We start from the raw sequence: 26,160 nt of genomic DNA, 5'->3' as shown, positions 1-26,160 counted from the left end.
TTGACAGCGACGTCCGCCGGTCGGAATAGTGTTCTCCCAGGGACAGAATGCCATATTTTGTCCGGACAAACTGGTAGCGAATGTCGCGGCCGGCGCGGGACGGCGCCGTCGGCGGCCGAAAGCAGGTCATGGACGATCAATTCGGGCACCTGAGGCTTGATGGTCGCGTCGTGGTGGTCGCCGGCGCCGGCGGAGGCGGCATCGGCACCACCGTCACAGCCATGACCGCCCGGGCCGGGGCCACCGTGATCGCGGTGAGCCGATCGAAGGAAAACCTCGACGAGCACATCGCCCCGCTCGCCGCCCACGGCCTGGCCGTGGTGCCCGTCGCGGCCGACGCGTCCACCGACGAGGGCATCGCCGCGGTGATCGACCACGCGCGCCGCGCCGACGGAAGCTTGTACGGGCTGGTCAATGTCGCCGGCGGCGCCGAGCCGTCGACGTGGATGCCGTCGACGCGGGTGACCCGCGGCGACTGGCGCAAGATCTTCGCCGACAACCTCGAGACGGCGTTCTTCATGAGCCAGGCCGTGGCGGCCGAGCTCGTCGCGCAAAGACTGCCGGGGTCCATCGTGTCGATCTCGTCGATCAGCGGCATGAACACCGCGCCGTTTCACATCGCCTACGGGACCGCCAAGGCCGCGATCACCGCGATGACCCGCACGATGGCCCTCGAGTTGGCGCAGGCCGGAATCCGGGTCAACGCCGTCGCGCCCGGCGTCACCGAGACGGCGGCCTCGCGCACCTACGTCGACGAGGACCCCGAACGGGATCGGCAGGCGATCGCCATGGGACGGCGGGGCCGGCCCGAGGAGCAGGCCGGCGCCATCCTGTTTCTGCTCTCGGAGATGTCGAGCTATATCACCGGCCAGACGCTGTTGGTCGACGGCGGCCTGGACCTCAAATGGAGCCATCTCGGCGCCGACAACACGTCGCTCTTCTTGCGTGACGAATCGTTCCGCGCGGCCATTAGGAGGATGTGATGACCGATCTCGCCAAGGGCGCGAATCCCGCCGGGGCCGAGGAACTCTCGTCCCCCATGACGATCGGCGTCGAGGCATACATCTCCGAGGACTACGCCCGCGCCGAGCGCGACAAGCTGTGGCGTCGGGTCTGGCAGCAGGTCGGCCGCGTCGAGGAATTACCCGAGGTGGGCAGCTATTTGACCTACGACATCCTCGACGACTCGATCATCGTGGTGCGCACCGGCCACAACGAATTTCACGCGCACCACAACGTGTGCATGCACCGCGGCCGCCGGCTGATCGACACCCCCGAGGGCGCCAAGAACGCCTGTGCCCGCACCCGAAAGTCGTTCGTCTGCGGCTTTCACGGCTGGACCTATGGCTTGGACGGGGCGTGCACGCACATCCGCGAGCAACAGGACTGGCAGGGAGCGCTCACCCCGGACAACACCCACCTTCGACCGGTTCGGGTCGACACCTGGGGCGGCTGGTTGTGGATCAACATGGACCCCGACTGCGAGCCGCTGGCCGATTACCTGTTCCCCGCCGCGAAGATCCTCGACCCGTTCGGGTGTGAGAACATGCGCTACAAGTGGCGCAAATGGGTCATCTTTGACTGCAACTGGAAGGTCGCGCTGGAAGCGTTCAACGAGACCTACCACGTCTACACCACGCACCCCGAGTTCAACAAGTTCGGCGAGTTCAAGGGGTGGGCGAAAGCCCAAGGCAGACACAGCAACATCGGCTACGACGCCCCAGAGGACATGGAGGCCACCAAGTCCAAGATCCGCCTCGGCATCGGCGCCGACCCGCGGGTGTCCACCGCGGAGATGCAGGTGTACACGATGGAGGAGACCAACGCCACCACCACCCAGACGCTGGTGAACGCGGCCAAGCGACTCGTCGACGAGTTGCCCGAGGGGACGCCGGCCGACAAGGTCCTCGAGCACTGGCTGGCATCGGCGCGCCGCGACGACGAGGCCCGTGGCGTCGTCTGGCCGACGATCCCCGCCGACATCCTTGGGCAGGCCGGCACCGCGTGGCAGATCTTTCCGAACTTCCAGATCGGACAGGGCCTGACCAGCGCGCTGTGTTACGGCGCGCGACCGCACCCCAGCTACAACCCCGACAAATGCATCTTCGAGGTGTCGGTGTTCGAGCTGTACCCGAAAGGCCTAGAGCCCCAGACCGAGTGGGAGTACACCCCGGTCGGGGATCCCCGTTGGCGGTCGGTCCTACCGCAGGACTTCTCCAACATGGCCGCCGTGCAGCAGGGGATGAAGTCACTCGGCTTCGCCGGCACCAAGCCCAACCCGTACCGCGAACGCAGCACCGTCAATCTGCACTACCAATTGTCGAGATACATGGGTACCGGTGAGCCCCAGGAACTGTCACGCAAGGAGTCACCATCGGCATGACCATGCACCAGGACAGCTGCGGGCCCACCCAGACGCCCGACGACGTCGACATCGCCGCGCTGCGCGAGAAGTACCGGCTGGAACGCGAAAAGCGGCTGCGCAAGGAAGGTTCCAAGCAGTACATCGAACTGGAGGACGACTTCGCCGGGTACTACGAGGTCGATCCCTACACGCCGGCCGCGCCACGCGACCCGATTTCGGAGGACATCGACGTCGCGGTTCTCGGTGGCGGCTTCGGTGGATTGCTGTCGGCGGCCCACCTGAAGAAGGCGGGCGTCGACGACGTACGCGTGATCGAACTCGGCGGCGACTTCGGCGGTGTCTGGTACTGGAACCGGTACCCGGGCATCCAGTGCGACAACGAATCCTACTGCTACATCCCGCTTCTCGAAGAGCTCGATTTCATGCCGTCGAAGAAGTTCGCCGACGGCGCCGAGATTTACCAGCACTGCCGCAACATCGGCAAGCATTTCGGCCTCTACGATTCGGCGATCTTCTCCACCCAGGTGCGCGACCTGCGTTGGGACGAGGAGATCAAGCGCTGGCGGATCGGCACCAACCGCGGCGACGACATCCGCGCCCGGTTCGTGGTGCTGGCGTCGGGCCCCTTCCACCGGCCCAAACTGCCCGGCATTCCGGGGATCAAGGACTTCAAGGGCCACGCGTTCCACTCGTCGCGGTGGGACTACGACTACACCGGCGGGGACAGCGGCGGCAACCTGCACAAGCTCGCCGACAAGAGGGTCGCCGTCATCGGCACCGGCGCCACCGCGATCCAGATCGTCCCGTTCCTGGCCCGAGACGCCCAGCACCTCTACGTCTTTCAGCGCACCCCTTCGACCGTCGATGAACGCAACAACGCGCCGACCGACCCGGAGTGGGCGAAGTCGTTGCGGCCGGGCTGGCAGCGGGAACGGCAACGCAACTTCCACTCCTGGACCTTCGAGGGCATGGCGCTGGGTCAGCCGGACCTGGTGTGCGACTTCTGGACCGAACTCGGGCGCAACACCGCGGCCCGGGTGCTCGCGCTGGACGACCCCGCGTCGCTGACGCCCGAGCAGTTCATGGCGATCCGCGAGGAAGAGGATTACAAGCTGATGGAGCGGCTGCGCCGCCGCATCGACGTGATCGTCGAGGACGCGCAGACCGCCGAGGCGCTCAAGCCCTACTACCGGTTCCTGTGCAAGCGGCCACTGTCCAACGACGAGTACCTGCCGATGTTCAACCGACCCAACGTCACCCTCGTCGACGTCTCCGATTCCAAAGGGGTGGAACGGATCACCGAAAACGGGCTGGTGGCGGGCGGAGTCGAGTACGAGGTCGACTGCATCATCTATGCCAGCGGCTTCGAGATCACCACCGAGATCAGCCGCCGCTATTCCATGGAGACGATCGAGGGCCGTGACGGGCTGTCGCTGTTCGACCACTGGCGCGACGGCTACAAGACGCTGCACGGGATGACCAGCCGCGGCTTCCCGAACCAGTTCTATACCGGTTTTACCCAGGTCGGCATCTCCGCCAACATCGCCGCCAACTACGAGCTGCAGGGAGAGCACATCGCCTACATCATCGCCGAGGCGTTGAAGCGGGGCGCGACCACCGTGGAGCCCAGCGCGGCGGCCCAGGAGCAGTGGTGCGCGACGATCCGGGAAACCGCCGTCGACAACTCGGCGTTCGACGCCCAGTGCACGCCCGGCTACTACAACAACGAAGGCGGCGGTGGCGGTGAGGGCATCCGGTCTCACCTGGGCGAACCGTACGGCCCCGGCTTTTACGCGTTCGAGGACTTGCTGCGCGTGTGGCGTGACAAGGGCGACCTGGACGGGTTGGTGCTCGGCACTTGAGCGAAACCCCTGCAGCGCAACTACGATTCGACGGCCGCGTCGCCGTGGTGACCGGGGCCGGTCGCGGGCTGGGTCGCGCCTACGCGCAGCTGCTGGCCTCGCGCGGGGCGAAGGTGGTCGTCAACGACGTCGGCGGCGGCCTCGACGGCGAAGGGGTCGACGCCGGCCCGGCCGAGCGGGTCGTCGCCGACATCACCGCGGCCGGCGGACAGGCCGTCGCGTGCAGCGCTTCGGTCGCGACCGCAGCGGGCGGCGACGCGATCATCGCGACCGCGCTCGAGCACTATGGCCGCGTCGACATCCTGGTGCACAACGCCGGCAACGTCCGTCGCGGCTCGCTGAAGGAGATGAGCTACGAGGACTTCGACGCCGTGCTCGACGTGCACCTGCGCGGCGCGTTCAACGTGGTGCGTCCGGCGTTCCCGCTGATGTGCGGGGCGGGCTACGGCCGCATCGTGCTGACGTCATCGATCGGCGGCCTGTACGGAAACCGCGACGTGGCCAACTACGCGGCCGCCAAGGCGGGCGTCATCGGGTTGTCCAATGTCGCCGCGCTCGAGGGCGCCGCCGAGGGCGTCCGCTGCAACGTGATCGTGCCGGCGGCGGTGACGCGCATGGCGGACGGCATCGACACCTCCGCCTACCCGCCGATGGGCCCGGAACTCGTTGCGCCCGTGGTGGGTTGGCTCGCGCACGAATCCTGCTCGGTGACCGGGGAAATATTCATCGCGCTGGCCGGCCGCGTGGCCCGGGCGGTCGTCGCGGAGAGCCCCGGCGTGTGCCGGTCGTCGTGGACGATCGAGGACGTCGGCAGCCATCTGGACGCCATCCGCTACGCGGAGGCGCCGCTGATCTTCCCGGTCGTCCCGGATGGCCATGACGAGCACATCCGCTACAGCTTCGAGCTGGCGCAGAGGTCGGCCGATCAAGGAGCGCTCAATGGCTAGCCCCGCGGGCCCGATGGCCGGTGTGCGCGTGATCGATCTCACCGCGATGGTGATGGGGCCCTACTGCACCCAGATCATGGCCGACATGGGCGCCGATGTGATCAAAGTCGAACCGCCCCAAGGCGATAACACCCGCTACATCTCGGTCGGCCCGGCGCCGGGCATGAGCGGGGTGTTCGTCAACGTCAACCGCGGCAAGCGCAGCGTCGTGCTGGACCTGCAGACCGATGCCGGAAAGCGGGCGCTACGCGCTTTGATCGAGACCGCCGACGTGTTCATCCACTCGATGCGCGCCAAGGCGATAGCCAAGCTCGGCTTCGGCTACGACGACGTCGCCGCGATCAATCCCAAAGTCGTCTACACCAATTGCTACGGGTACGGGCGACGCGGACCCGATCGCGACCGCCCGGCCTACGACGACACGATCCAGGCCGAATGCGGCCTGCCGGCGGTGCAGCAGCAGTTGACCGGCGAGGCCGACTACGTCGGCACCATCATGGCCGACAAGATCGCCGGGCTGACAGCGCTGTACGCCACGACGATGGCGTTGTTCCACCGGGAACGCACCGGGCAGGGCCAAGAGGTCGAGGTCGCCATGTTCGAAACCATGGCGTCGTTCATGCTCGTCGAGCATGCCAACGGCGCCCTGTTCGATCCCCCGCTGGGGCCCGCGGTGTATCCGCGCACGGTCGCGCCCAACCGCCGTCCGTACCGCACCAGCGACGGCCACATCGCCGCGCTGATCTACAACGACAAGCACTGGAACGCGTTCATGAACGCCGTGCGGCCGCCGTGGGCCAGCGAGCTGTACGCGACGCTGGAACAGCGCGCCCGCGAAATCGACACCGTCTACGGGCTGGTGGCCGAGACGATGAAAGAGCGATCCACCGCGGAGTGGTTGGAGCTGCTGCGCGAACTTGAGATCCCGGCCGCGCCGTTGAACACGCCCGGCGCGCTGTTCGACGATCCGCATCTCAAGGCCGTCGGCATGTTCGAGACCGTGGACACCCCGCATGGGCCGGTGCGCTTCCCCGGCGTGCCCACCTGGTTCTCCCAGACACCGGGCCGTGTCGCGGGGCCGGCGCCCGCACTCGGCGCCCACACCGAGGAAGTGCTCGCCGAAATCGGCGCGAGCAGACACAAAAGCACCCGACACGCCGTGCCGGAAGGTGCTTTTACGTCTGCTCGCGAGGGAAAGGAAATTTAAATGGGTGTGCCGGTGTACAAGCGTATTCTCGACCTGTTCGAGGCCGAGGGGGTGAACACCCTGTTCGGGATCCCGGACCCGAACTTCGTGCACATGTTCGCCGAGGCCGACGCGCGCGGGTGGTCGGTGGTCGCGCCGCATCACGAGCTGAGCGCGGGTTTCATGGCCGAGGCGGCGTCACGGATGACCGGAAAGCCCGGGCTGTGCATCGGGACGCTCGGCCCGGGCATGGCCAACATGGCCGGAGCGATCCAGTGCGCGCTCGTGGAGAACTCGCCCGTGATCTTCCTCGGCGGCCAGCGCGCCCGCATCACCGAACGCCGGGTGCGGCGCGGGCGCATCCAATTCGTCCGCCAGGAGCCGCTTTTCGCCCCGTCCGTCAAGTACAGCGCGTCCATCGAGTACGCCGACCAGACCGACGAGATCATCCATGAGGCGATCCGCCGGGCCATGTCCGGCACCCCCGGCCCAGCCTACGTCGAATACCCGTCGCACGTCATCCTCGAAGAGCTCGACGTGGCCGATCCGCTGCCACCGCATCGGTATCGCCTCGTCAACCAGGGGGCGGGCGCCCCGGAGATCGCCAAGGCCGCCAAGCTGATTCGCGAAGCGAAGAGCCCGATCCTGTTGGTGGGCCACGGCGTGCACACGTCGCGCACCGGTCCCGCGGTGAAGGAGCTCGCCGACCTGATGGCCTGCCCGGTCATCCAGACCTCCGGGGGTACTTCGTACATCCCGGGCCTGCAGGAGCGGACCTTCCCCTACCTGTTCTCCCCGGCCGCCAACGAGGCGGTCGAGCAATCCGACCTGTGCGTCGCGTTGGGAACCGAACTCGGTGAGCCCATGCACTACGGCCGGACCCAGCATTGGGCGGGCAACGATGCGAATCGCAAATGGGTGTACGTCGAGCAGGACCCGGCCGCCATCGGCGTCAACCGCCAGTTCGACGTGCCGCTGGTCGGCGATCTGCGCGGCGTCGTGCCGCAGCTGGTCGAGGCGCTCCGGGACACGCCGCGCACCCCGTCGCCCAGCCTCGAGAAGTTGGTCAAGGCCGACGCCGAGGAGCTCGCACAGCTCGCCGAGACGGCGCCGTCGGGTCGTTCGCCGATCCACCCGGCGCGCTATGTCGTCGAGGCCACCAAGGCGTTCAACGAACTCGACGACCCCATCATGGTCCGCGATGGCGGCGCGACCGTCATCTTTCAGTGGACCTACTCGCAGGCCAAACCGCGCGATGTCATCTGGAACCAGAACTTCGGCCACCTCGGCACCGGCCTGCCCTACGCGGTCGGGGCATCCGTCGCCGAGGGCGGCAAGCGTCCCGTCATGCTGCTGACCAGCGACTCGGCGTTCCTCTTCCACATCGCGGAACTGGAAACGGCTGCGCGGCAGAACCTTCCGCTGGTGTGCGTGGTGGGCGTCGACCACCAGTGGGGCCTGGAGGTCGGCGTCTACAAGCGCACGTTCGCCCAGCCGTCACCGCAGCCGGGCGTGCACTGGAGCAAGGACGTCCGGATGGACAAGATCGCGGAGGGCTTCGGCTGCCACGGCGAGTTCGTCGAGAAGGAATCCGAGATCGGGCCGGCCATCGCGCGCGCCTACGCCAGCGGCAAAGTCGGTGTGGTGCACGTGTGCATCGACCCGAAGGCCAACTCCGAGGAGATGCCCAAGTACGACCGATTCCGCACCTGGTACGCAGAAGGCACCCAGTGAGCGCCGCAACTAAGGAAGAGTGCTAGCTATGCGCGAATACCTGAAGTTCTACATCGACGGACAATGGGTCGACCCGGTGCGGCCCAACCCCTTCGAGGTGGAAAACCCGGCGACCGAGCAGGTTTCGGGAAAGATCTCGCTGGGGTCGGCGGCCGACGTCGACGTGGCGGTTCAGGCCGCCCGGCGCGCCTTCGCGGGCTGGTCGCAGAGCACCCGCGAACAGCGCCTGGACCTGTTGCAGTCCATCCTCGCCGAATACCAGAAGCGGGCCGACGATCTCGCCGAGGCGGTCACCGAGGAGATCGGCGCGCCGCCCTCGCTGGCCGCGGGCCCGCAGGTCTTCCTCGGCATCGGCCACCTCACGACGGCCATCGACGTGCTGAAGAACTTCCCGTTCTCCGAACACAAAGGGGAGACCCTGATCGCCAAGGAGCCGATCGGTGTCTGCGGCTTGATCACGCCGTGGAACTGGCCGATCAACCAGGTCGCCGTCAAGGTGTATCCGGCGCTGGCCACCGGCTGCACCGTCGTCCTGAAACCCTCTGAGGTCGCGCCATATTCGCCGTACATCTTCGCCGAGATCCTGGCCGCCGCGGGCGTGCCGGCCGGGGTGTTCAATCTGGTCAACGGTGACGGCGCGGGCGTGGGCGCGGCGCTGGCGAGCCATCCCGACATCGACATGGTGTCGTTCACCGGGTCCACCCGCGCCGGCATCGAGGTCGCCAAGAACGCCGCCCCGACGGTGAAGCGCGTGACCCAGGAACTCGGCGGCAAGAGCCCCAACATCGTCCTCGACGACGGCGGCTTCGCCGACGGCGTCCGCGCCGGCGTGGCCAACATGATGCCCAACTCCGGGCAGAGCTGTAACGCGCCGTCGCGCATGCTGGTGCCGAATTCACGGATGGCCGAGGCCATTACGATCGCGCGCGAGGTGGCCGAACAGGTCAAGGTGGGCAGCGCCGACGACGCGACGGCGATCGGGCCGGTTGCGTCGAGGACGCAGTTCGAGAAGGTGCAGCGGCTGATCCAGCAGGGCATCGACGAGGGCGCGACCGTGGTCGCCGGCGGCCCGGGCCGGCCGGCGGGGCTGGACACGGGGTACTACGTCAAGCCGACCGTCTTCGCGCATGTCACCAACGACATGACGATCGCGCGCGAGGAGATCTTCGGGCCGGTGCTGTGCATCCTCGGCTACGACGACATCGACCAGGCCGTCGAGATCGCCAACGACACCGAGTACGGCCTCGCCGGCTATGTCTCCGGGGCCGACCTCGACAAGGCGCGCGAGGTTGCCCGCCGGATCCGCGCGGGATGGGTGACGATCAATCACGCGTTCGACATGAACGCGCCGTTCGGCGGCTACAAGCGCAGCGGCAACGGCCGCGAATGGAGCGAATTCGGCTTCCACGAGTACCTGGAGGTCAAGAGCACCCTGGGCTACGCGCCCGGCAAGGCCTGACGCCCGACCCCGAAATCCGAACGCAGCGCAGCGGAAAACCGTTGCGTGTCCTCCACGCGATCCCGCGCGTTCGCCCTTAAGCTGTCTCCGTTCACGAGGAGGGGCAGCGACGTATCGGCATCAACCATGGCGCCGGGCGGGATGGTAGTCACGGCGCGCTGACAGCGAGCATCGAGCCGGGCGGGTCTCACCCCGCACCGGCTCGTCGTTCTCGGCCCCGATGGGTCGCCCCCGTGCGCCGGGTCGGCCGGCTGGGGGTCTGGGACGGGCCGGAGGGGCGCAGCGGAATCCCGGCGCTCGACGGCCTGCGCGCGATCGCCGTTGCGCTGGTGCTCATCGGGCACGGCGGCATCCCCGGCGTCAGCGGCGGATTCATCGGCGTCGACGTCTTCTTCGTCCTGAGCGGATTCCTCATCACCTCGCTGCTGCTCGACGAGCTGGGACGCACCGGTCGCATCGACCTCACCGGCTTCTGGATCCGGCGCGCGCGGCGACTCCTGCCGGCGCTGGTGTTGATGGTGCTCACCGTGGCCGCGGCCCGGCAGCTGCTGCCCGAGCGGTCGCTTACCGGCCTGCGCGACGACGCCATCGCGGCGTTCGTGTGGCTGGCGAACTGGCGGTTCGTCGCCCAGAAGGCCGATTACTTCACCCAGGGGGCACCGCCGTCGCCGCTCCAGCACACCTGGTCGCTCGGCGTGGAGGAGCAGTACTACTTCATCTGGCCGCTGCTGCTGATCGCGGTCACGCTGGCGCTGGCGGCGCGCGCGAGGCGCCGTTTCACCCGGGCCACCGTCGGCGGCGTGCGCTTCGCCACGTTCGTCATCGCCACCGTGGGGGCCCTGGCGTCCGCAGCGCTCGCCATCGTGATGGTGTCCGACGGCACCCGCGACCGGATCTATTTCGGCACCGACACCCGCGCGCAGGCGCTCCTGGTCGGCGCGTCGGCGGCGGCCCTGCTGGTGCGGGATTGGCCGTCGATGAACCGCGGCTGGTGCATGATCCGCACGCGGTGGGGGCGTCGCGCCGCCCGGATTCTGCCGCTGCTGGGCTTGGCGGGTCTGGCGGCCGCGACCCACTACGCCACCGGCGCCAGCGGTGAATTCCGCCACGGCTTGCTGATCGGCGTCGCGATCGCGGCCGTGCTCGTCATCGCCCCGGTCGCCCTGGAGCAGCGCGGCGTCGTCGCGCGCGCGCTCGCGTTGCCGCCGCTGGTGTGGCTCGGCACCATCTCCTACGGCGTGTACCTGTGGCACTGGCCGATCTTCTTGGCGCTCAACGGCGAACGCACCGGGTGGTCCGGGCTGCCGCTGTTCGCCGCGCGGTGCGCCGCCACGGTGGTGTTGGCCGCGGCGTCGTACTGGGTGCTCGAGCAGCCCATCCGGCGCTGGCGGCCGGCGCGGGTGCCGCTGCTGCCGCTGGCGGCGGCGACCGTCGCCAGCGCCGCGGCGGTGACGCTGTTGGTGGTTCCGGTGGGAGCCGGGCCGGGGCTGCGCGAGCCGGGTTTGCCGCCCGGCGTCTCCGCGGTCGCGGCCGTCTCGCCGTCACCGCCCGGCGAAAGCCGGCCGCGGGATCCCAACCGGCCGTTCACCGTATCGGTGTTCGGGGACTCGATCGGGTGGACGTGGATGCACTACCTCCCGCCGACACCGGGATTCGCGTTCCTCGACCACACCGTCATCGGATGCAGCCTGGTGCGCGGCACCCCGTACCGGTATGTGGGCCAAACCCTCGAGCAGCGATCCGAGTGCGACGGCTGGCCGATCCGATGGGCCAGGCAGGTCGCCCAGGACCAACCCGACGTCGCGCTGCTGATCATCGGCCGCTGGGAAACCGTGGACCGCGTCAACGAGGGCCAGTGGACCCACATCGGCGACCCGACCTTCGATGCCTACCTCAACGGCGAGCTGGAGCGGGCGCTGACCATCGCCGGCTCCACCGGTGTGCGGGTGGTGGTCGCGACCGTGCCCTACAGCCGCGGCGGTGAAAAGCCGGACGGCCGGCTGTATCCGGAGGACCAGCCGGACCGGGTCAACCTGTGGAACACCATGCTGCGCAAGACCGTCAGCCGCCACCCGAACGTCGCGATCCTCGACCTGAACAAGAAGCTGTGCCCCGACGGCGTCTATACCGCCAAGGTCGACGGCATCAAGGTGCGCAGCGACGGCGTGCACCTGACCCCGGAGGGGGTGAAGTGGCTGACGCCGTGGCTCGAGGAGTCGCTGCGGTAGCCGCTAAGTGCCTGTGCGGCAGCTGATTTCCATGCTGTCGCTGTCGCGGACTCCGAAGTTGAAGCTGACGTAGCCGTTGGCCGGGTCGCGCACGCGATCGAGATACGGCGCCATATCGGTCGAGCTGGCGTTGTCGGCGAGGACCAAAGCACCCGCGGACAGGCGGGGCTCCAGCAGCTCGATCACGGGCAGGTACAAATCTTTCCAACCGTCGAGCAGCAGAAAATCGACCGCTCCGTCCACGCTTTCCAGCGTGCTCAGGGCGTCGCCCTCCAGGATCGTGATCACATCGTCCAAGCCCGTCTCGGCGAACGTCTTCTTCGCGGCCGCGATCTTGGCGGCGCTGAGCTCGGTGGTCACGACTCGGCCGCTCCCGTTGTCACGCACGGCGGCGGCCAGGTGAACGGCGGAAATGCCGAACGACATCCCGAATTCGACGACGGTCGCCGGGCGGGTGGCGCGGACCAACGAATACAGCAACCGGCCGGCTTCGGGCGTCACGGGGATGTAGAACTCGCTCATCGCGTCGGCCCGCTCCTGGGCGGACATCGGCTGATCGAAGGTGCCACGCCGCTCGCGCAACAGCGACATCTGGTTCTTCGACTCGGCGTACATGCGGTCGAGCGTCGATGCGACCCGGGGATCCTGCAGCGTTGTGGTCATCTCGCCGAGCGTAGCCCGGCGACGGTGAGCGCCGGAACGGCGCGAGTGAGGAGCCGGGCAATCGAACCTAGCCCGGCGACGGTGAGCGCCGGAGCGGCGCGAGTGAGGAGCCGGGCAATCGAACCCGACGTGCGGCCTGGGTGGGCGCTGGGAGCCCGGCGACGGCGCCACGCTCAGCGCAAATGAGTTTGACGAGCCCGGGCCGCGGTGCCACTATGGACTCCGCAAGCACCTCGGTAGGTGAGGCGTCTGCATGGATACAGGCCACTGACCCCGAACGTCGAGAGACGCCCCGGGTCAGGACAGCTCTTCCCGGACCCAAGGGTTGAGCCCAAGTGGCTTCTGGAATGTTCCGGATACGCCGTGCAGTGCCGAAGCTCCGACGAGAGGGGTGCGACCGGCGGCTTTGGTGCCGTCGGTCATTCCTGCCTCTCTCGTTCAGGTGAATGTGACGACACCCGCGTGTGTCCCGGCCGTGAGGAGGTGAGGGCGAGATGAGTCCCGGCGATAGTCCGCATCCGAAATTCGTTTTGTCCCGATCCGGCTCCGGCATTCCTTCCGCCGCCTGACCTTGCGTTTGGTCCTGCGCGGCTGACACGTCCCACCGACAGTGTCGATGCCGATCGGACCCCTGGCAGGAGAAGATCATGGCTTTTGTTGTTACGCACCGTTTTTCCGCTGTTCCGCGGGGACGCCGGCGGTCGATGCTGCGCGCGGGCCGGTTGCTGGCAGACAAGCTGCACCTGCGGACCAACCTGACCCCGCAGGAGCGCGCCAACCTGTACGTCTCGCGGATGCCGATCGCGGTGGTCACCGCCTCGCTGGGCGGGCACGCGTCGGGACGCCCCGACAGCCACTGGTGATTCGTCCCGCGCATCGAGTGCATCCGCATGCCCTCACTGCGTGGTGAGAGCGATTCGTACAGCGAGGACCAGATGACGTCGATCCACACCGGCGGCGGCCGTGGCCCGGGTTCGGGCCGCACGGCCGCCGCCGCGGAGAACCCGCGCGTCGGGGCGCAGGCGCCGACGGTGCTCGACACCGCGCACGTCGGCGACATCGTCGGCGCGTTCGGTCGCATCGGGCGCACCGACGGGACCGTGACCGGTCGCTGGCGGCGGCTGAAGACACTGGCGGTCATCACCGGTCCCGGCCTGATCGTGATGGTCGGCGACAACGACGCCGGTGGCGTCGCGACCTACGCCCAGGCGGGCCAGGACTACGGGATGGGCCTGCTGTGGACGCTGGTGCTGATGATTCCGGTGCTCTACGTGAACCAGGAAATGGTGCTGCGGCTGGGCGCGGTCGCCCGGGTGGGTCACGCGCGCTTGATCTTCGAACGGTTCGGCAAGTTCTGGGGCGCCTTCAGCGTCGGCGACCTGTTGATCTTGAACGCGTTGACGATCGTCACCGAATTCATCGGTGTGTCAATGGCTCTCGGGTTCCTGGGTTGTCCGAAGTTCGTCGCCGTCCCGGCGGCCGCGGTGCTGTTGTTCGCCGTCGTGGCCGGGGGTTCGTTTAGCCGCTGGGAGCGGTTGATGTTCCTGTTGATCGCGGTGAACGTGCTGATCATCCCGATGGTGCTGCTGGCGCATCCGGCCCCGAAAGCGACTGCGGCCGGGCTGATCCCGCAGTTCCCCGGCGGGCTGAACTCGACCGTGCTGCTGCTGGTGGTCGCGATCGTGGGGACGACGGTCGCGCCGTGGCAGCTGTTCTTCCAGCAGTCCAACGTGGTGGACAAGCGCATCACCGCGCGCTGGATCCCTTACGGCCGGGCCGATTTGGTGATCGGGATCGTCGTGGTCATGGTCGGGGCGACGGCGCTGATGGCGGTGACGGCCTTCGGGATGGCGGGCACCGCCGACGCCGGGCACTTCACCGACGCCGGAGCGGTCGCCGCCGGGTTGTCGCGGCATCTGGGCGGCACGGTGGGGGCGCTGTTCGCGATCATCCTGCTGGACGCGTCGCTGATCGGCGCCAACGCCGTCGGCCTGGCGACCACCTATGCCGTCGGCGACGCCCTGGGCAAGCGGCACTCGTTGCACTGGAAGATCGGCGAGGCGCCGGTGTTCTACGGCGGCTACGCGGTGCTGCTTGCGGTGTCGGCCGCGGTGTCCTTCAGCCCCGACCACGTCCTGGGCCTGGTGACCCAGGGCGTGCAGGCGCTCGCCGGCGTGCTGCTTCCCTCGGCCACCGTGTTTCTGGTGTTGCTGTGCAACGACCGCGCGGTGTTGGGACCGTGGGTGAACACGGTGCGGCAGAACATCGTTGCGTGGAGCATCGTGTGGTGTCTGGTGCTGTTGTCCCTGGCGTTGACGGCGACAACCTTCTTCCCGGACCTGTCCACCGCCACCATCGAGACCGGGCTCGCCGCCGGCGCCGCGGTCGGCATCGCCGGCGGCGCGGTGATGGTCGTCGTCGGCCGCAGGCATCGCAGCCTGGCCGACGCGGAAGCGATCGTGCGCACGCTCGGAGGCGGGCTGGACCCGGAGCAGGTCGACGAACTCGACGACGCCGCATCGCTCACCCGTGCCGAACGGCGGGCCGTGCGCCGCCAGGACCGGGCCGGCTGGGTCACCCCGAACCTGGCCCTGCTCGACCGGCCCGCGATGTCGCCGATGCGCCGGGCGGGGTTGTTCACCCTGCGCGGCTACCTCGTGGTCGCCGTCGCGTTCGTCATCATCAAAATCGTGCAGGCCGGGGTCGTCGGGCCGGTCTCGTCATTGTGAGTCGGTAGGCAGCAGAACGATTTTCCCGTGGGTGTGCCGTCGCTCGAGTTCGGCGAAGGCGTCGGCGACCCGGTCCAGCGGATAGGTCGCGGCGATGTCGAAGTCGATGGCTCCGGAGGCGATCAGGCCGGCCATCTCGGCGAGCACCTCGGGTGTCGAGGCGTCCATGCTGCCCTCGGTCTTGGCGCCCACCTCGCCGGCCTTCTGGAAGGCGATGATGGTGTTGACCCGCTCCGGCGCGACGTCGAGGTCCACCGCGAGCTGGACGTAGTCCGGGCCGAACAGGTCGATGAACGCGTCGATGCCGTCGGGCGCCGCGTCGCGCAATCGCCCGGCGAGCCCGTCACCGTAGGCGATCGGGACGACGCCGTGCGCGCGCAGCCAGTCGGCGTTGCCGGGGCCCGCGATGCCCAGCACGCGCGCCCCGCGCAGCGCCAGAAGTTGCACCACCAGGCTGCCCACCCCGCCCGCGGCCGCCGACACGGCGACCGTCTCGCCCGCCTGCGGCGCCACCGCGCGCACCGCCGCGTACGCCGTCACGCCGGCCACGTAGAGCGAACCCGCCGCCTCCCAACCGAGTTGGGCGGGCTTACGAATCAGTTGACCCACCGGCACTGCGGCGTGGGTCGCGTGGCTGGACCGGCGCAGGCTGAAGCCCAAAACCTCGTCGCCGACCGCAAATTCGGTGACCCCGGGCGCCACCGCGGTCACGACGCCGGCGAGGTCGCTGCCCTCCCCGGAGGGGAAGGTGGCCGGGAACATCTCGTGCATCGCCCCGACCCGGATGCCGGCCTCGCCGGGATTGATCCCGGCCGCGCGGACCTCGACGACCACCTCGCCCGGCCCGGGTGTGGGCATGTCGATGTCCGCCACGTACAACACCTCACGCCCCCCGTACCGGTCGAACCGTACGGCGCGCGCCGCTGCAGCGGTCATGCCGATCTCCTCACCCGCGACGATGGCCCACCCACGCCAGCATAGGCACGCAAAGAGCTACCCACCGGCGGCCCGTTGGGCATATGTTCGTAGCAACTCGGGCACGGATGACGCGTGGAAGGAACATGCGTGGGGGCTCCTCGAATCGGTATCGCCGGCCGGGTCGTATGGCACGCGGCCGCGATCGCCGCGGTCGGCGCCGCGAGCACGGGCTGCGGTGGCTCCGGCAAGCCCCCGCCGCCGTCGGCGGCGGAGTCGGGCCCGTCCGCATCCCCGACCGGCTCGGGCGCGGTCACCGGGCCGCCGCCGGGGCAACCCACCGACTACGGCTACCTGCTGATCAAGCCGGGCGACGTGGGCGGGGGTCTCACCGCACCCCAGTCGCCGATGCTCAACCCCAACAACGCGCCGGGGGTCGCGCAACTGTTCGCCAACGCCGACAGCGGCCGCCGGCTGTGGGACACCATCGTGGTGACCGCCGACCCGTCGGCCGCCGCGGCCGAACTCGCCGGCAGCAAAAGCGAATACGCGGGCAAGGTGGTCGGCGACTGGCGGCCGGTCGCCGTGGGCGCCAACGGGTCGACGATTTCGGGTGCCTCGCCCGACAACTCCCAAGCCATGACGGTCCTGCTGTTCACCGAGGGCAAGGCGCTCGTCACCCTGGAATTCGACAGCGCACCCGACGACCCGTTCGACCCGGCCGTGACCGTCGACATCGCGCGCAAGCAAGACGATGCGATCAAGCGGGGACTGCCCGGCTAGCACAGCACGGGGCTACACCAAGCCCAGCAGGCGTAGGTCGGCGACGTACTTGTCGATCAACGCCGCCGACAGGTGCGGAATGTCCTCGTCCGCACCGATTTTGGCCGTCCGCACCGCGTGGCGGAAGACGTCGGTGGGGGCCGGCGCTCCCCGCAGTGGCGTCGCGGGTTCCCGGTAGGCGTCCAGCAACGGCAACACCGAATGCTGGCGCTGCTTGTCCGGTAACGCGCGAAGCGCCGTGGTGAAGCGGCCCAGCCATTCGTCATAGTCCTCGATGCGCCGGATGTCGTGTCCGGCGGCGATCAGCCAGTCGACGAACACGTCCAGGGAGACGCCGTCGTCGTGCGGGTTCATCACGTCGTAGGAGCGGTACTCGCCGGATTCCTCGGCCGCCATCTGTTCGCCGAGCGTGGTGACCGCTTCGGCCACGAAGTCGGCGGGCAGCCCGTCGTAGTGGGCCACGGCTCGGTTTCCGTGTTCGTCGGTCCGGTAGAACGTGGCCGGCGCGATGCCGGTGGTCAGCAGGCTGAACATCAAGCGGGTGAAGGCATCTGGCACGTTCAGCTGTCCGGCGTACCGGCTGTGCGCGAGGATCATGTCGGAGCGGAAGACGGCGACCGGCAACCCGCACAAGTCGTGCGCCTCACGCAGCAACACCTCACCGGCCCACTTGCTGTTCGCGTACCCGTTCGCATAGCTGTCGTCGATCGGGCGTACCGCGCTGACCGCACGGATGTCGCCGTCTTCGGCGAACTCGCCGGGATCGACCGTCATGGCCACCGCGACGGTCGACAGATAGGTGACGGGCTTGATGCGCGTCGTGATCGCCAGGCGGATCAACTCGGCGGTGCCGACTACGTTGGGGCCGAACAGTTGGTCGTACGGCAGCACGTGGTTGACCAGCGCGGCCGGGTGGACGATCAGATCCACGCTCTGGGCCAGGCGCTGCCAAGTCGCTTGGTCCAGGCCGAGATTGGGCTCACCGATATCGCCGACGACGACTTCCAGGTGCTCGGCGGCCAGCGTTCGGAACCGCTCCAGCAACTGCGGGTCCCCGCTGTCGAAAACGGACTCCAGCCGGTTGACGGCCGTCGCGGTGTCCGTCGCGCGGATGATGGAGACGAGCTTCCCGCCGGTCTCGGCGAGGCGCTCGAGCCATTCGAGGGCCAGGAAGCGGCCGAGGTAGCCGTTGGCGCCGGTCAGCAGGACCGTGTGGGGTGTGCCGGCCGCGCGCGGCAGGTTCGGTACGGCGGCCAAGGTCTTCGCGTCGATGAACTTGTCGAGCGTGAGCTCCGCGGCGCGGATCTCGGCGGCGCCGCGACCGTGCACCGTCGCGAACGTGGGTCGGCGCGATCCCGATTTGCGTTCCGATTCAACGTATTCCGCGAGCTGACCCAGGGCCGTGGCGGGCCCGGTGATCATTCCCACCGGCACATCGACGTCGAAGATGTCGCGCAGCAGGTTGGAGAAGGTCAACGCCGACAGGGAATCGCCGCCGAGTTCGATGAAGTGTGCGTCGGGTTCGGGTGGACCGCCGGCCACGCCCAGTAGCGCCTCGGCGGCCCGGGTGAGGGTGAAGATGACGGGGTGTTTGTCCGCCCCCTCGCGTAGCGCACGCAACTCGGTCACGCGGTTTTCGGCGAGCTCGGCGTAGAGCTGTTCGAGCCGGTCGGCGTAGCGCTCCTTGAGCTTCGGCCGCAGCAGCTTGCCCACGCCCGAGAGCAGGCCGTTGTCCTCGCTGAACGGCTCGGTCTCGACGATGAAGTCGACGGGCACCTCGTAGGACTGCAGTTCGGCGAGTTGCGCCGACTGGCGCAGGGATTCGGCGAGGGCGGCCTTGAGGCCCTCGGGATCTCCGGCGAATCGCTCCGCGGCGTCGGCCGTCGGCACGACGACGGCCAGCAGATAGGGGCGTTCGCTGTTGCCGTAGACGAAGATCTGGCGGATCAGCGGCGCGCTGGCGAAGACGGCCTCCAGGCGGGCGACGGCGACGAACTCGCCCTGCGCCAACTTCAATACGTTGTTGCGGCGGTCGACGTAGGCCAGCCGGTCCGGCTCGAGCTCGGCCATCACGTCGCCGGTCCGGTAGTAGCCGTCGGGATCGAACGCGTTGGCGGTGACGTCCGGTCGTTTGAAGTAGCCCGGCGTCGCGGTCAGCGACTTCACCAGCAATTCGCCACGCGGATAAGGCTTGTCGGTGTGGAAATAGCCGAGTTCGGGAACGTCGATGAGCTTGTAGTCGAGCACCGGGGGACGGGTCATGCGCCCGTCCTTGGTCACCATGCCGACCTCGGTCAGCCCGTAGCCGTCGAGAACGTGGACGTCCAAACAGGTTTCGACGAACGCTCGCATCTCCGCAGCCAGTGGCGCCGTCCCACAGAAGGCGGTCACGATGCGCCCGCCGAGGACCTGCTCACGCAGCTCGGCCCGCGCCCGGGCCTCGGCGGAGTCGACGTCGGCGCCCGAAGCCACGAGTCGGTCGACGGCGCTCTGGTAGCGCTGGTAAAGCATTTCCGCCACGCGGGGTACCAGGCCCATCTCGGTGGGGCGCACCAGGTTCCAGTCGTCGAACAACGTGGACAGGTCGCTTTCCGGCACGAAATAGCTGGTGCCGCCGGCCTGGAACGCCGTCGACAGCGGTATCCGGCCACCGAGGTGATTCAGCGGCATGAAGTTGACGTTGAACACGGGTGTGTCCGCGAAGTCGGGCATCAGCTCGTTGGTCCACACCTTGGCCAGCATCTGCTCGGTGTACATGGCGCCCTTGGGTAATCCGGTGCTGCCCGAGGTGTACATGATCATCGCCAGCCGCCGATCGGTGTCACCGGTGTACATGGGCTCGGGCGGCAGGGCGCGTCCGCGTTCGATGATGTCGTCGAGGGTCTCGATCCTCACCGCCGCGCCGGCGGCCGCCAGCGTCGCCTGGGCGCGCTGCAGCGCCTCGCGTTGCTCGTCGACCTCGGGCTGGTAATCGAAGACCACGAGCCGCCGCAACGACGAGCTGCCCGACGCCGCCTCGACCGCGAGGTCGAGATAACCGACGCCGGCCGCCAGGATCGACGGCTCGACCTCGTCGACGATCGGTCGCAGCCGTGAGGCGGTCGTATTGTGTTGCAGCGGAACGGCAACCAGCCCGAGGTAGCCGCAGACCAGGTCGAGGGTCAGATATTCGGCGCTGGCGAAACCGACCGTCGCGACGAAGTCCCCGGGCGACACGGGGTTCGCGGCGTCGTGCCGCCACGCGGCGGCGATCGCGCGCACATCGGCCCACAGCTCGCGGTAGGTCATGGTGTCGAAGCGGGGGAGCAGTCGCGTGGTGGTACGCCCGGTCGCGGGATCGGTGCTCAGTGTCCTGGCCCGCCAGCCCACCGCGGGCCGATCGGCGTAGCCCTCGACGAACAGCTCCAGAATCTGGGGCAGGCGCAGGCCCGGTTGGCGGGCCGCCTGCTGCAGCGACAGATCGGGTTGGGCGTTGCGGAACTGTTCGTCGGTCGCGGCCAACGCGCGGATGCGGTCGGCTACCTGCGCGTGCACCGGGCCTCTAGAGCTAACTTTCGTGCGCTTCGCATCGCCGGTCATGGCCCGCCTCTCGTTCAAGTGCCTCGCTCCAACGAGAACTCACCGCCGCGGGCCGGTCTTCCTGTCGGCGCGTGTGACGGCGGTCACACGCCGGGGACTGCGCGTGCCGCTCAGGCCACGACCTGGATGGGGTCGCCGACGTTGACCTGGTTGAAGTACCAGGCGGCGTTGTCGGGGCTGAGGTTGATGCACCCGTGGCTGACGTTGGCGTAGCCCTGGGAGTCAACCGACCAGGGGGCCGAGTGCACGTACACGCCGCTCCAGGTGACCCGGACGGCGTACTGCGCGGTGATCTTGTAGCCCTCGGGGGAGCTGAGCGGGATGCCGATGGTGCGCGAGTCCATCACCACGGTGCGCTGCTTCTCCAGTGCGGTGAAGCTGCCCATCGGCGTGGGCCTGCTGGGCTTGCCCATCGACGCGGGCATGGTGCGCAGCACCTCTCCGTCCCTGCTGACGGTGAAGGTGTGCTTGGAGATGCTGGCGACACCGAGCAGTGCATCGCCGGTGTCGAAGCCGGTCGTCAGCGCCTGCACACCCACCGAAACGTGCGTGTGTGGGGCCCAGTACTGGTTGGGGACCCACTGCACCACCGTGTCGTGAACCCATTCGAAGTGCCCCGGCGTGCCGCCCGGCGACGTCACACGAATCGACCGCTCGACGGCGGCCCGATCGGCCACCGGTGCAGTGAACGTCACCACGACGGGGTGCGCCACGCCGACCACGGCGCCGTCGGCGGGCAAAATCGAGGCGACCTCGGGTGCGGCGTGCGGCGTGGGCACGGCGGCGATGCCACGGGCCGCCGATCCCACCAGGCCCATGACCGTGATCGCGACCATAACAAATAGATAACGAACACCTCGACGCATAGCGTCCACCCTTCGAGATGGTGCGATCAACACACGGTCATTCTACGGGTTACCCACGAATCACCGGTTTCAGCAAACAATGACAGCCCACTGGACCCGCTGCGGTCACGATTCGACCGCCGATTGGGTTCGATTGGGTCAGCGGCGCGCAGCCCGGGCGGCACGCGCTTCGAAAACGGCACCGATACACCGATTTTCGCGGCCGCAGCCCCCAAATCGTGCCCGGGCGTGGTCGAAAGGTGCCGCCGCGGGCTTGGCGCACCCGTCGGGCGCGCGTTAGCCTCAGCGAGATCGGCGCCCAAGCCCGAGCCCGGAACCCGAGGAGTGCGGTGCTCTTCCGCCAGCTGGAGTACTTCGTTGCGGTCGCCTCCGAGCGCCACTTCGCCCGGGCCGCCGAGAAGTGCTTCGTATCCCAGCCGGCGCTGTCTGCCGCGATCGCCAAGCTGGAACGGGAGCTGAACGTCACGCTGATCAACCGTGGCCACAGCTTCGAGGGCCTCACGCCCGAAGGAGAGCGGTTGGTGGTGTGGGCCAGGCGGATTCTCGCCGAACACGACGCCTTCAAGGCCGAGGTCGACGCCGTCCGTTCCGGCATCACGGGGACGCTGCGGCTGGGCACCGTGCCGACCGCATCGACGACCGCGTCGTTGGTGCTCTCGGCGTTCTGCTCGGCGCACCCGCTGGTGAAGGTGCAGATCCTGTCCCGGCTGGCGGCGACCGAACTGTACCGACGCCTGCGCGAGTTCGAGCTCGACGCCGCGATCGTGCACGCGGCACCCGACGAGGCGGACGTGAACCTGGTCCCGCTGTACCAGGAGCGCTACGTGCTGCTGTCGCCCGCGGAGATGTTGGGATCCGGGGCGGCGACGATGACCTGGGCCCAGGCCGCGCAATTGCCGCTGGCGTTGCTCACCCCGGACATGCGCGACCGCCAGATCATCGACAAGGCGTTCGCCGATCACGGCATCACCGTCAGCCCACAGGTCGAAACCGACTCCGTCGCTTCGCTATTCGCTCAGGCGTCCGCCGGGAAGTGGGCTTCCGTCGTGCCGCACACGTGGCTGTGGACCTCCCCGCTGGGCCCGGAGATCCGGGCGGTGGAGATGGTCGATCCGGTGCTCAAAGCAGACGTCGTGTTGGCGACCAATGCGAGTGGACCCGGTTCGCCGATCGCGCGTGCGCTGGCGGCGTCGGCCGCGGGCCTGGCGCTGAACGACTTTTTCGACGCCCAACTCCTGGGCGTCACCCGCCGCCGCTGACCGCCGCCGCGCGAGCCGGGTTCAGGCCGGCCAGATGACCGCTTTCAACCCCGGCGGCCGGGTCGAGCTCGCAGTCGATGACCGACGGCGCCCCGGAGCCGATCGCCTCGGTCAGCGCCGCGCGCAGCTCATCGGGTGTGGTGACGTGATAACCCTTGCCGCCGAATGCCTCTGCGATCAGCTCGTGGCGCGCCCGCGAGTTCAGCACGGTGGGGGCGGGGTCCGACGGGTGTGCCGCGGTCTCGTCCCCCCGATAGACGCCGCCGTTGTTGAGGATGACGACGGTCACCGGTAGCCGGTAGCGGCAGATGGTCTCGATCTCCATCCCGCTGAAGCCGAACGCGCTGTCACCCTCGATCGCGACGACCGGCCCGCCGGTCTCGACGGCGGCCGCGATCGCGTAGCCCATGCCGATCCCCATGACGCCCCAGGTTCCGGTGTCGAGCCGGTGCCGCGGCAACTCCATGTCGATGACGTTGCGCGCCAGGTCGAGCGCGTTGGCACCCTCGTTGACGATGTACACGTCCCGGTTGTCCTGCAGCACAGCGCGAATCGCGCCGAGGGCGTTGTAGAACCGCATGGGGTGCGGGTCGTCGGCGAGGCGCTCGCGCATCTTGGCGTCGTTGCGCGCCTTGCGGTCGGCCAGCTCGGCCGCCCATTCCGTTGGCGCGGCGAACGGCCGGGCGGTCACGGCGTCACACAGCGCGGACATCACCGAGCCGATGTCGCCGGCCAACGGCGCGGCGATCGGCTGGTTGCTGTCGAATTCGCTCGCCGCGATGTCGACCTGCACGAATTTGGTGTCGGAAGACCATTGGGGTGACTCCCCGTGGCCCAGAAGCCAATTCAGCCGCGCGCCAATCAGCAGGACGGCGTCGGCCCGTGAGATCGCCAGCGACCGTGCGGTCGCCGCGGACTGCGGGTGCGAATCGGGCAGCAGCCCCTTGGCCATCGACATCGGCAGGAACGGGATGCCGGTGGCTTCGACGAATCGTCGAATCTCGTTGTCGGCCTGGGCGTACGCCGCGCCCTTGCCGAGCACGATCAACGGCCGCCGCGCCCGGGCCAGGACTTCCAGCGCGCGGTCGACCGCGTCGGGAGCGGGCAGTTGACGGGGCGCGGGGTCGACGACCCGCCAGATCGTGCCGGTGGCGGCCGAGGCCTCCAGGGCCTGGCCCAGGACGTCCCCGGGGATGTCGAGGTAGACGCCGCCGGGACGCCCGGAGACCGCCGTGCGAATCGCGCGCGCGACGCCGCGACCGATGTCCTCGATCCGGTTGACCCGAAAGGCCGCCTTCGCGAACGGCCGTGCGGCGTTGAGCTGGTCGAGGTCCTGGTAGTCACCGCGTTGCAGATCGACCAGCGCCCGATTGCTCGAGCCGGAGATCTGGATCATCGGAAAGCAGTTCGTCGTGGCGTTCGCCAGCGCGGGCAGAGCGTTGAGGAAACCGGGCCCGGACGTCGTGAGGCACACGCCGGGCCGGCGGGTGAGGAATCCGGCGGCCGCCGCGGCGTTGCCGGCCGAGGCTTCCTGCCGAAAGCCGATGTAACGGATGCCCGCCGCCTGCGCGGTCCGGGCGAGGTCGGTGATCGGGATGCCGACGAGGCCATAGATGGTTGCGACGTCGTTGGCCCTGAGCGCCTCCACCACGAGGTGGAAGCCGTCGATCACGCGGGTCGACCCCTGCGCGTCGCTTTCAGACGCCGAAACGGTGGACATGGGCGACTCCTCGGTGCGCGGGCGGTACTGACTAGCCATCACTGTGACCCCCGCGCCGGGCGCGTGTCCAAGTCGAAGCCGCTATCCGATGATCGACGGCGGCTATCGCCACAGCTCAGAGGGGCGGCGTCGCGCTTCGATAGCCGACGGTTATCGGTCGTGAGCGGATCGGTATTGGACGGGCCGCGAGCCCGCCCGGCAGGGTGGCATCGACGGCGTGAGGACGGCAACAGAGGGGAAGGAGCGCGGTGATGGGATCCGATTCGACAACCGGCGGCGAGGTCACGGCGTCCGCCGGCCCGCGCATCGCCGACCTGGTCGAGGCGGCGGCGCGGCGGGCGCCGCAGGCGAGCGCGCTGGTCGTCACCGCCGAACGCGTCCCGGTCAGCTACCACGACTTGACCCGGCTGGTCGACGATCTGGCCGCACAACTGGCGGCCGGCGGCCTGGTCCCGGGCGACCGGGTCGCGCTGCGCGCCGGCAGCAACGCCGAATTCGTCGTCGGGCTGCTCGCCTCGTCCCGGGCGGATCTCGTTGCGGTTCCGCTCGATCCGGCGCTGCCGGTGCGTGAGCAGCGCGCCCGCAGCGAGGCGGTGGGCGCGCGGGCGGTGCTCGTCGACCTGCCCGGCGATGACGAGACCGCCGGGGCGACACCGCCGGCCTGGCCCATCGCGGTGAGCGTCGGACCCGACGGCGCCGCCCCGGCCGTCAGCCTGACGGTCAGCGCCGCACCGCAGCGCGACGTGTCGACGCCGCAGGGCCTGCGCGACGACGACGCCATGATCATGTTCACCGGCGGCACCACCGGCATGCCCAAAATGGTGCCCTGGACGCGCCACAACATCGCCGGCTCGGTCGCGGCCATCGTCGCCGGATACGCCCTGGGGGAACGGGATTCGACCGTCGTGGTGATGCCGCTCTACCACGGGCACGGCCTGCTCGCCGCCCTGCTGGCTACCCTGGCGTCCGGGGGAACGGTGCTACTGCCCGCGGGTGGGCGATTCTCGGCGCACACGTTCTGGGACGACATCGAGGCGGTCCGGGCCACCTGGTACACGGCCGTCCCGACGATCCATCAGATCCTGTTGGAGCGCGCCCGAACCGAGCGGCCCGGCGGCGCCGGCGCCCTGCGGTTCATCCGCAGCTGCAGCGCGCCGCTGACCGCCGAGACGGCGCAGGCCCTGCAGGACACGTTCTCGGCCCCGGTGGTGAGCGCCTTCGGGATGACCGAGGCGACCCACCAGGTGGCCACCACCGCCGTCGAAGGCGCCGGGCACAGCGAAAACCCAGGCGCCACACCGGGTCTCGTCGGCCGCTCGACCGGACCGCAGATCCGGATCGTCGGACCCGACGGTCGGTCGCTGCCCGCCGAGACCGTCGGCGAGGTCTGGCTGCACGGCCCCACCGTGGTGCGGGGCTACCTCGGCGACCCGTCGATCACCGGCGCCAACTTCACCCAAGGGTGGCTGCACACCGGCGATCTGGGCACCCTGTCGCCGGCCGGCGACCTCGTGATCCGCGGCCGCATCAAGGAACTCATCAACCGCGGCGGGGAGAAGATTTCGCCGGAGCGGGTCGAGGCGGTGCTGGCCAGCCACCCCGGCGTGCTGGAGGTGGCCGTGTTCGGCAAGCCGGACACGCTGTACGGCGAGACCGTGGCCGCGGTGATCGTCGCGCGGGGATCCGCCGCGCCGACGGCCGACGAGCTGGCGTCGTTCTGCCGTGACCGGTTGGCCCCCTTCGAGGTGCCGACCGACTTCCAGCAGGCGGCGGAGTTGCCGCACACCGCCAAAGGCTCGCTGGACCGGCGCGCCGTCGCCGAACAGTTCCGCCCTAGCGGGTCGCCGCCATCGGACGGGGCCTGA

The 26,160-nt window shown here is 68.9% G+C and carries 18 protein-coding genes and 1 riboswitch; of the genes, 13 read left to right on the top strand and 5 right to left on the bottom strand.

Translation table 11 applies throughout. The annotated features are described in order from the left end of the window. Window positions 1–128 precede the first annotated feature (128 nt). The 8 genes from K883_RS08195 to K883_RS08160 all read left to right on the top strand — a co-directional run bounded on the left by K883_RS08195 (window position 129) and on the right by K883_RS08160 (window position 11,781). Window positions 129–983 (top strand): SDR family NAD(P)-dependent oxidoreductase, encoded by an 855-nt coding sequence (locus tag K883_RS08195; RefSeq protein WP_036455329.1) that lies wholly within the window; start codon window positions 129–131, stop codon window positions 981–983. Further along, complete coding sequence (locus tag K883_RS08190; RefSeq protein WP_036454183.1) at window positions 983–2,383, top strand: aromatic ring-hydroxylating oxygenase subunit alpha; 1,401 nt, start codon at window positions 983–985, stop codon at window positions 2,381–2,383. The genes K883_RS08195 and K883_RS08190 overlap by 1 nt, the downstream gene beginning before the upstream one ends. Further along, on the top strand, window positions 2,380–4,227 hold the full coding sequence (locus K883_RS08185; RefSeq protein ID WP_020823894.1) for a flavin-containing monooxygenase: 1,848 nt from the start codon (window positions 2,380–2,382) through the stop codon (window positions 4,225–4,227). Before K883_RS08190 ends, K883_RS08185 begins: the two co-directional genes overlap by 4 nt. Continuing rightward, window positions 4,224–5,174: an SDR family NAD(P)-dependent oxidoreductase gene (locus K883_RS08180; protein ID WP_020823893.1), complete on the top strand. Its 951-nt coding sequence runs from the start codon at window positions 4,224–4,226 to the stop codon at window positions 5,172–5,174. Before K883_RS08185 ends, K883_RS08180 begins: the two co-directional genes overlap by 4 nt. Window positions 5,175–5,187: 13 nt before the next feature. Next, window positions 5,188–6,381 (top strand): CaiB/BaiF CoA transferase family protein, encoded by a 1,194-nt coding sequence (locus K883_RS08175; RefSeq protein ID WP_020823892.1) that lies wholly within the window; start codon window positions 5,188–5,190, stop codon window positions 6,379–6,381. After that, on the top strand, window positions 6,382–8,094 hold the full coding sequence (locus tag K883_RS08170; protein ID WP_020823891.1) for a thiamine pyrophosphate-binding protein: 1,713 nt from the start codon (window positions 6,382–6,384) through the stop codon (window positions 8,092–8,094). It begins immediately after the preceding gene. A gap of 28 nt (window positions 8,095–8,122) precedes the next feature. Beyond that, window positions 8,123–9,553, top strand: coding sequence for an aldehyde dehydrogenase family protein (locus K883_RS08165; protein WP_020823890.1), 1,431 nt, complete (start codon window positions 8,123–8,125; stop codon window positions 9,551–9,553). 233 nt (window positions 9,554–9,786) lie between these two features. Further along, the gene (locus K883_RS08160) at window positions 9,787–11,781 is read left to right on the top strand and encodes an acyltransferase family protein (RefSeq protein WP_020823888.1); all 1,995 of its coding nucleotides are present in this window, start codon (window positions 9,787–9,789) and stop codon (window positions 11,779–11,781) included. Between the two features lie 3 nt (window positions 11,782–11,784). Here the strand turns inward: K883_RS08160 and K883_RS08155 are convergent, their stop codons facing one another. Continuing rightward, complete coding sequence (locus K883_RS08155; RefSeq protein ID WP_020823887.1) at window positions 11,785–12,444, bottom strand: O-methyltransferase; 660 nt, start codon at window positions 12,442–12,444, stop codon at window positions 11,785–11,787. 225 nt (window positions 12,445–12,669) lie between these two features. Continuing rightward, window positions 12,670–12,842, top strand: a riboswitch (M-box (ykoK) riboswitch). A gap of 249 nt (window positions 12,843–13,091) precedes the next feature. Between K883_RS08155 and K883_RS27460 the strand changes: the two genes are divergently transcribed. Both K883_RS27460 and K883_RS08150 read left to right on the top strand, forming a co-directional pair. Next, on the top strand, window positions 13,092–13,307 hold the full coding sequence (locus K883_RS27460; protein ID WP_156035623.1) for a hypothetical protein: 216 nt from the start codon (window positions 13,092–13,094) through the stop codon (window positions 13,305–13,307). 72 nt (window positions 13,308–13,379) lie between these two features. Next, window positions 13,380–15,173 carry an NRAMP family divalent metal transporter gene (locus K883_RS08150; RefSeq protein WP_036455327.1) on the top strand — a complete coding sequence of 598 codons (1,794 nt, stop codon included), beginning with the start codon at window positions 13,380–13,382 and terminating at the stop codon, window positions 15,171–15,173. Here K883_RS08150 and K883_RS08145 read toward each other — a convergent pair. After that, on the bottom strand, window positions 15,165–16,109 hold the full coding sequence (locus K883_RS08145) for an NADP-dependent oxidoreductase (protein ID WP_020823884.1): 945 nt from the start codon (window positions 16,107–16,109) through the stop codon (window positions 15,165–15,167). The two genes, K883_RS08150 and K883_RS08145, sit on opposite strands and share 9 nt — an antisense overlap. Window positions 16,110–16,238: 129 nt before the next feature. Here K883_RS08145 and K883_RS08140 point away from each other — a divergent pair, with 129 nt between their 5' ends. Beyond that, window positions 16,239–16,871 (top strand): hypothetical protein, encoded by a 633-nt coding sequence (locus K883_RS08140; RefSeq protein WP_020823883.1) that lies wholly within the window; start codon window positions 16,239–16,241, stop codon window positions 16,869–16,871. A 12-nt stretch (window positions 16,872–16,883) separates the two neighbouring features. Here the strand turns inward: K883_RS08140 and car are convergent, their stop codons facing one another. Continuing rightward, window positions 16,884–20,450 (bottom strand): carboxylic acid reductase, encoded by a 3,567-nt coding sequence (gene car / locus K883_RS08135; protein ID WP_231504813.1) that lies wholly within the window; start codon window positions 20,448–20,450, stop codon window positions 16,884–16,886. A gap of 110 nt (window positions 20,451–20,560) precedes the next feature. Next, window positions 20,561–21,316 (bottom strand): L,D-transpeptidase, encoded by a 756-nt coding sequence (locus K883_RS08130; protein WP_020823881.1) that lies wholly within the window; start codon window positions 21,314–21,316, stop codon window positions 20,561–20,563. A gap of 329 nt (window positions 21,317–21,645) precedes the next feature. Between K883_RS08130 and K883_RS08125 the strand changes: the two genes are divergently transcribed. Then, on the top strand, window positions 21,646–22,575 hold the full coding sequence (locus K883_RS08125) for a LysR family transcriptional regulator (protein WP_014712552.1): 930 nt from the start codon (window positions 21,646–21,648) through the stop codon (window positions 22,573–22,575). Here the strand turns inward: K883_RS08125 and oxc are convergent. Next, a complete protein-coding gene (oxc, locus tag K883_RS08120) occupies window positions 22,559–24,295 on the bottom strand; it encodes an oxalyl-CoA decarboxylase (RefSeq protein WP_036455323.1) in 1,737 nt (578 codons plus the stop codon). The genes K883_RS08125 and oxc overlap by 17 nt on opposite strands. 251 nt (window positions 24,296–24,546) lie before the next feature. Here oxc and K883_RS08115 point away from each other — a divergent pair, with 251 nt between their 5' ends. Beyond that, complete coding sequence (locus K883_RS08115; RefSeq protein ID WP_036455321.1) at window positions 24,547–26,160, top strand: FadD7 family fatty acid--CoA ligase; 1,614 nt, start codon at window positions 24,547–24,549, stop codon at window positions 26,158–26,160.

The organism is Mycobacterium sp. TKK-01-0059, assembly GCF_000709305.1.
GTDB classification, from domain to species: domain Bacteria; phylum Actinomycetota; class Actinomycetes; order Mycobacteriales; family Mycobacteriaceae; genus Mycobacterium; species Mycobacterium intracellulare.
The sequence above is the reverse complement of the archived record's forward strand: the minus strand, read 5'-3'. Positions and strand labels throughout refer to the sequence as shown.

Bases quoted from the DNA above. Each gene is read 5' to 3' on its own strand.
- K883_RS08195 (WP_036455329.1), top strand. From the start codon at position 129: ATGGACGATCAATTCGGGCACCTGAGGCTTGATGGTCGCGTCGTGGTG.
- K883_RS08190 (WP_036454183.1), top strand. From the start codon at position 983: ATGACCGATCTCGCCAAGGGCGCGAATCCCGCCGGGGCCGAGGAACTC.
- K883_RS08185 (WP_020823894.1), top strand. From the start codon at position 2,380: ATGACCATGCACCAGGACAGCTGCGGGCCCACCCAGACGCCCGACGAC.
- K883_RS08175 (WP_020823892.1), top strand. From the start codon at position 5,188: ATGGCCGGTGTGCGCGTGATCGATCTCACCGCGATGGTGATGGGGCCC.
- K883_RS08170 (WP_020823891.1), top strand. From the start codon at position 6,382: ATGGGTGTGCCGGTGTACAAGCGTATTCTCGACCTGTTCGAGGCCGAG.
- K883_RS08165 (WP_020823890.1), top strand. From the start codon at position 8,123: ATGCGCGAATACCTGAAGTTCTACATCGACGGACAATGGGTCGACCCG.
- K883_RS08155 (WP_020823887.1), bottom strand. From the start codon at position 12,444: ATGACCACAACGCTGCAGGATCCCCGGGTCGCATCGACGCTCGACCGC.
- K883_RS27460 (WP_156035623.1), top strand. From the start codon at position 13,092: ATGGCTTTTGTTGTTACGCACCGTTTTTCCGCTGTTCCGCGGGGACGC.
- K883_RS08150 (WP_036455327.1), top strand. From the start codon at position 13,380: ATGACGTCGATCCACACCGGCGGCGGCCGTGGCCCGGGTTCGGGCCGC.
- K883_RS08145 (WP_020823884.1), bottom strand. From the start codon at position 16,109: ATGACCGCTGCAGCGGCGCGCGCCGTACGGTTCGACCGGTACGGGGGG.
- car (WP_231504813.1), bottom strand. From the start codon at position 20,450: ATGACCGGCGATGCGAAGCGCACGAAAGTTAGCTCTAGAGGCCCGGTG.
- K883_RS08130 (WP_020823881.1), bottom strand. From the start codon at position 21,316: ATGCGTCGAGGTGTTCGTTATCTATTTGTTATGGTCGCGATCACGGTC.
- oxc (WP_036455323.1), bottom strand. From the start codon at position 24,295: ATGTCCACCGTTTCGGCGTCTGAAAGCGACGCGCAGGGGTCGACCCGC.
- K883_RS08115 (WP_036455321.1), top strand. From the start codon at position 24,547: ATGGGATCCGATTCGACAACCGGCGGCGAGGTCACGGCGTCCGCCGGC.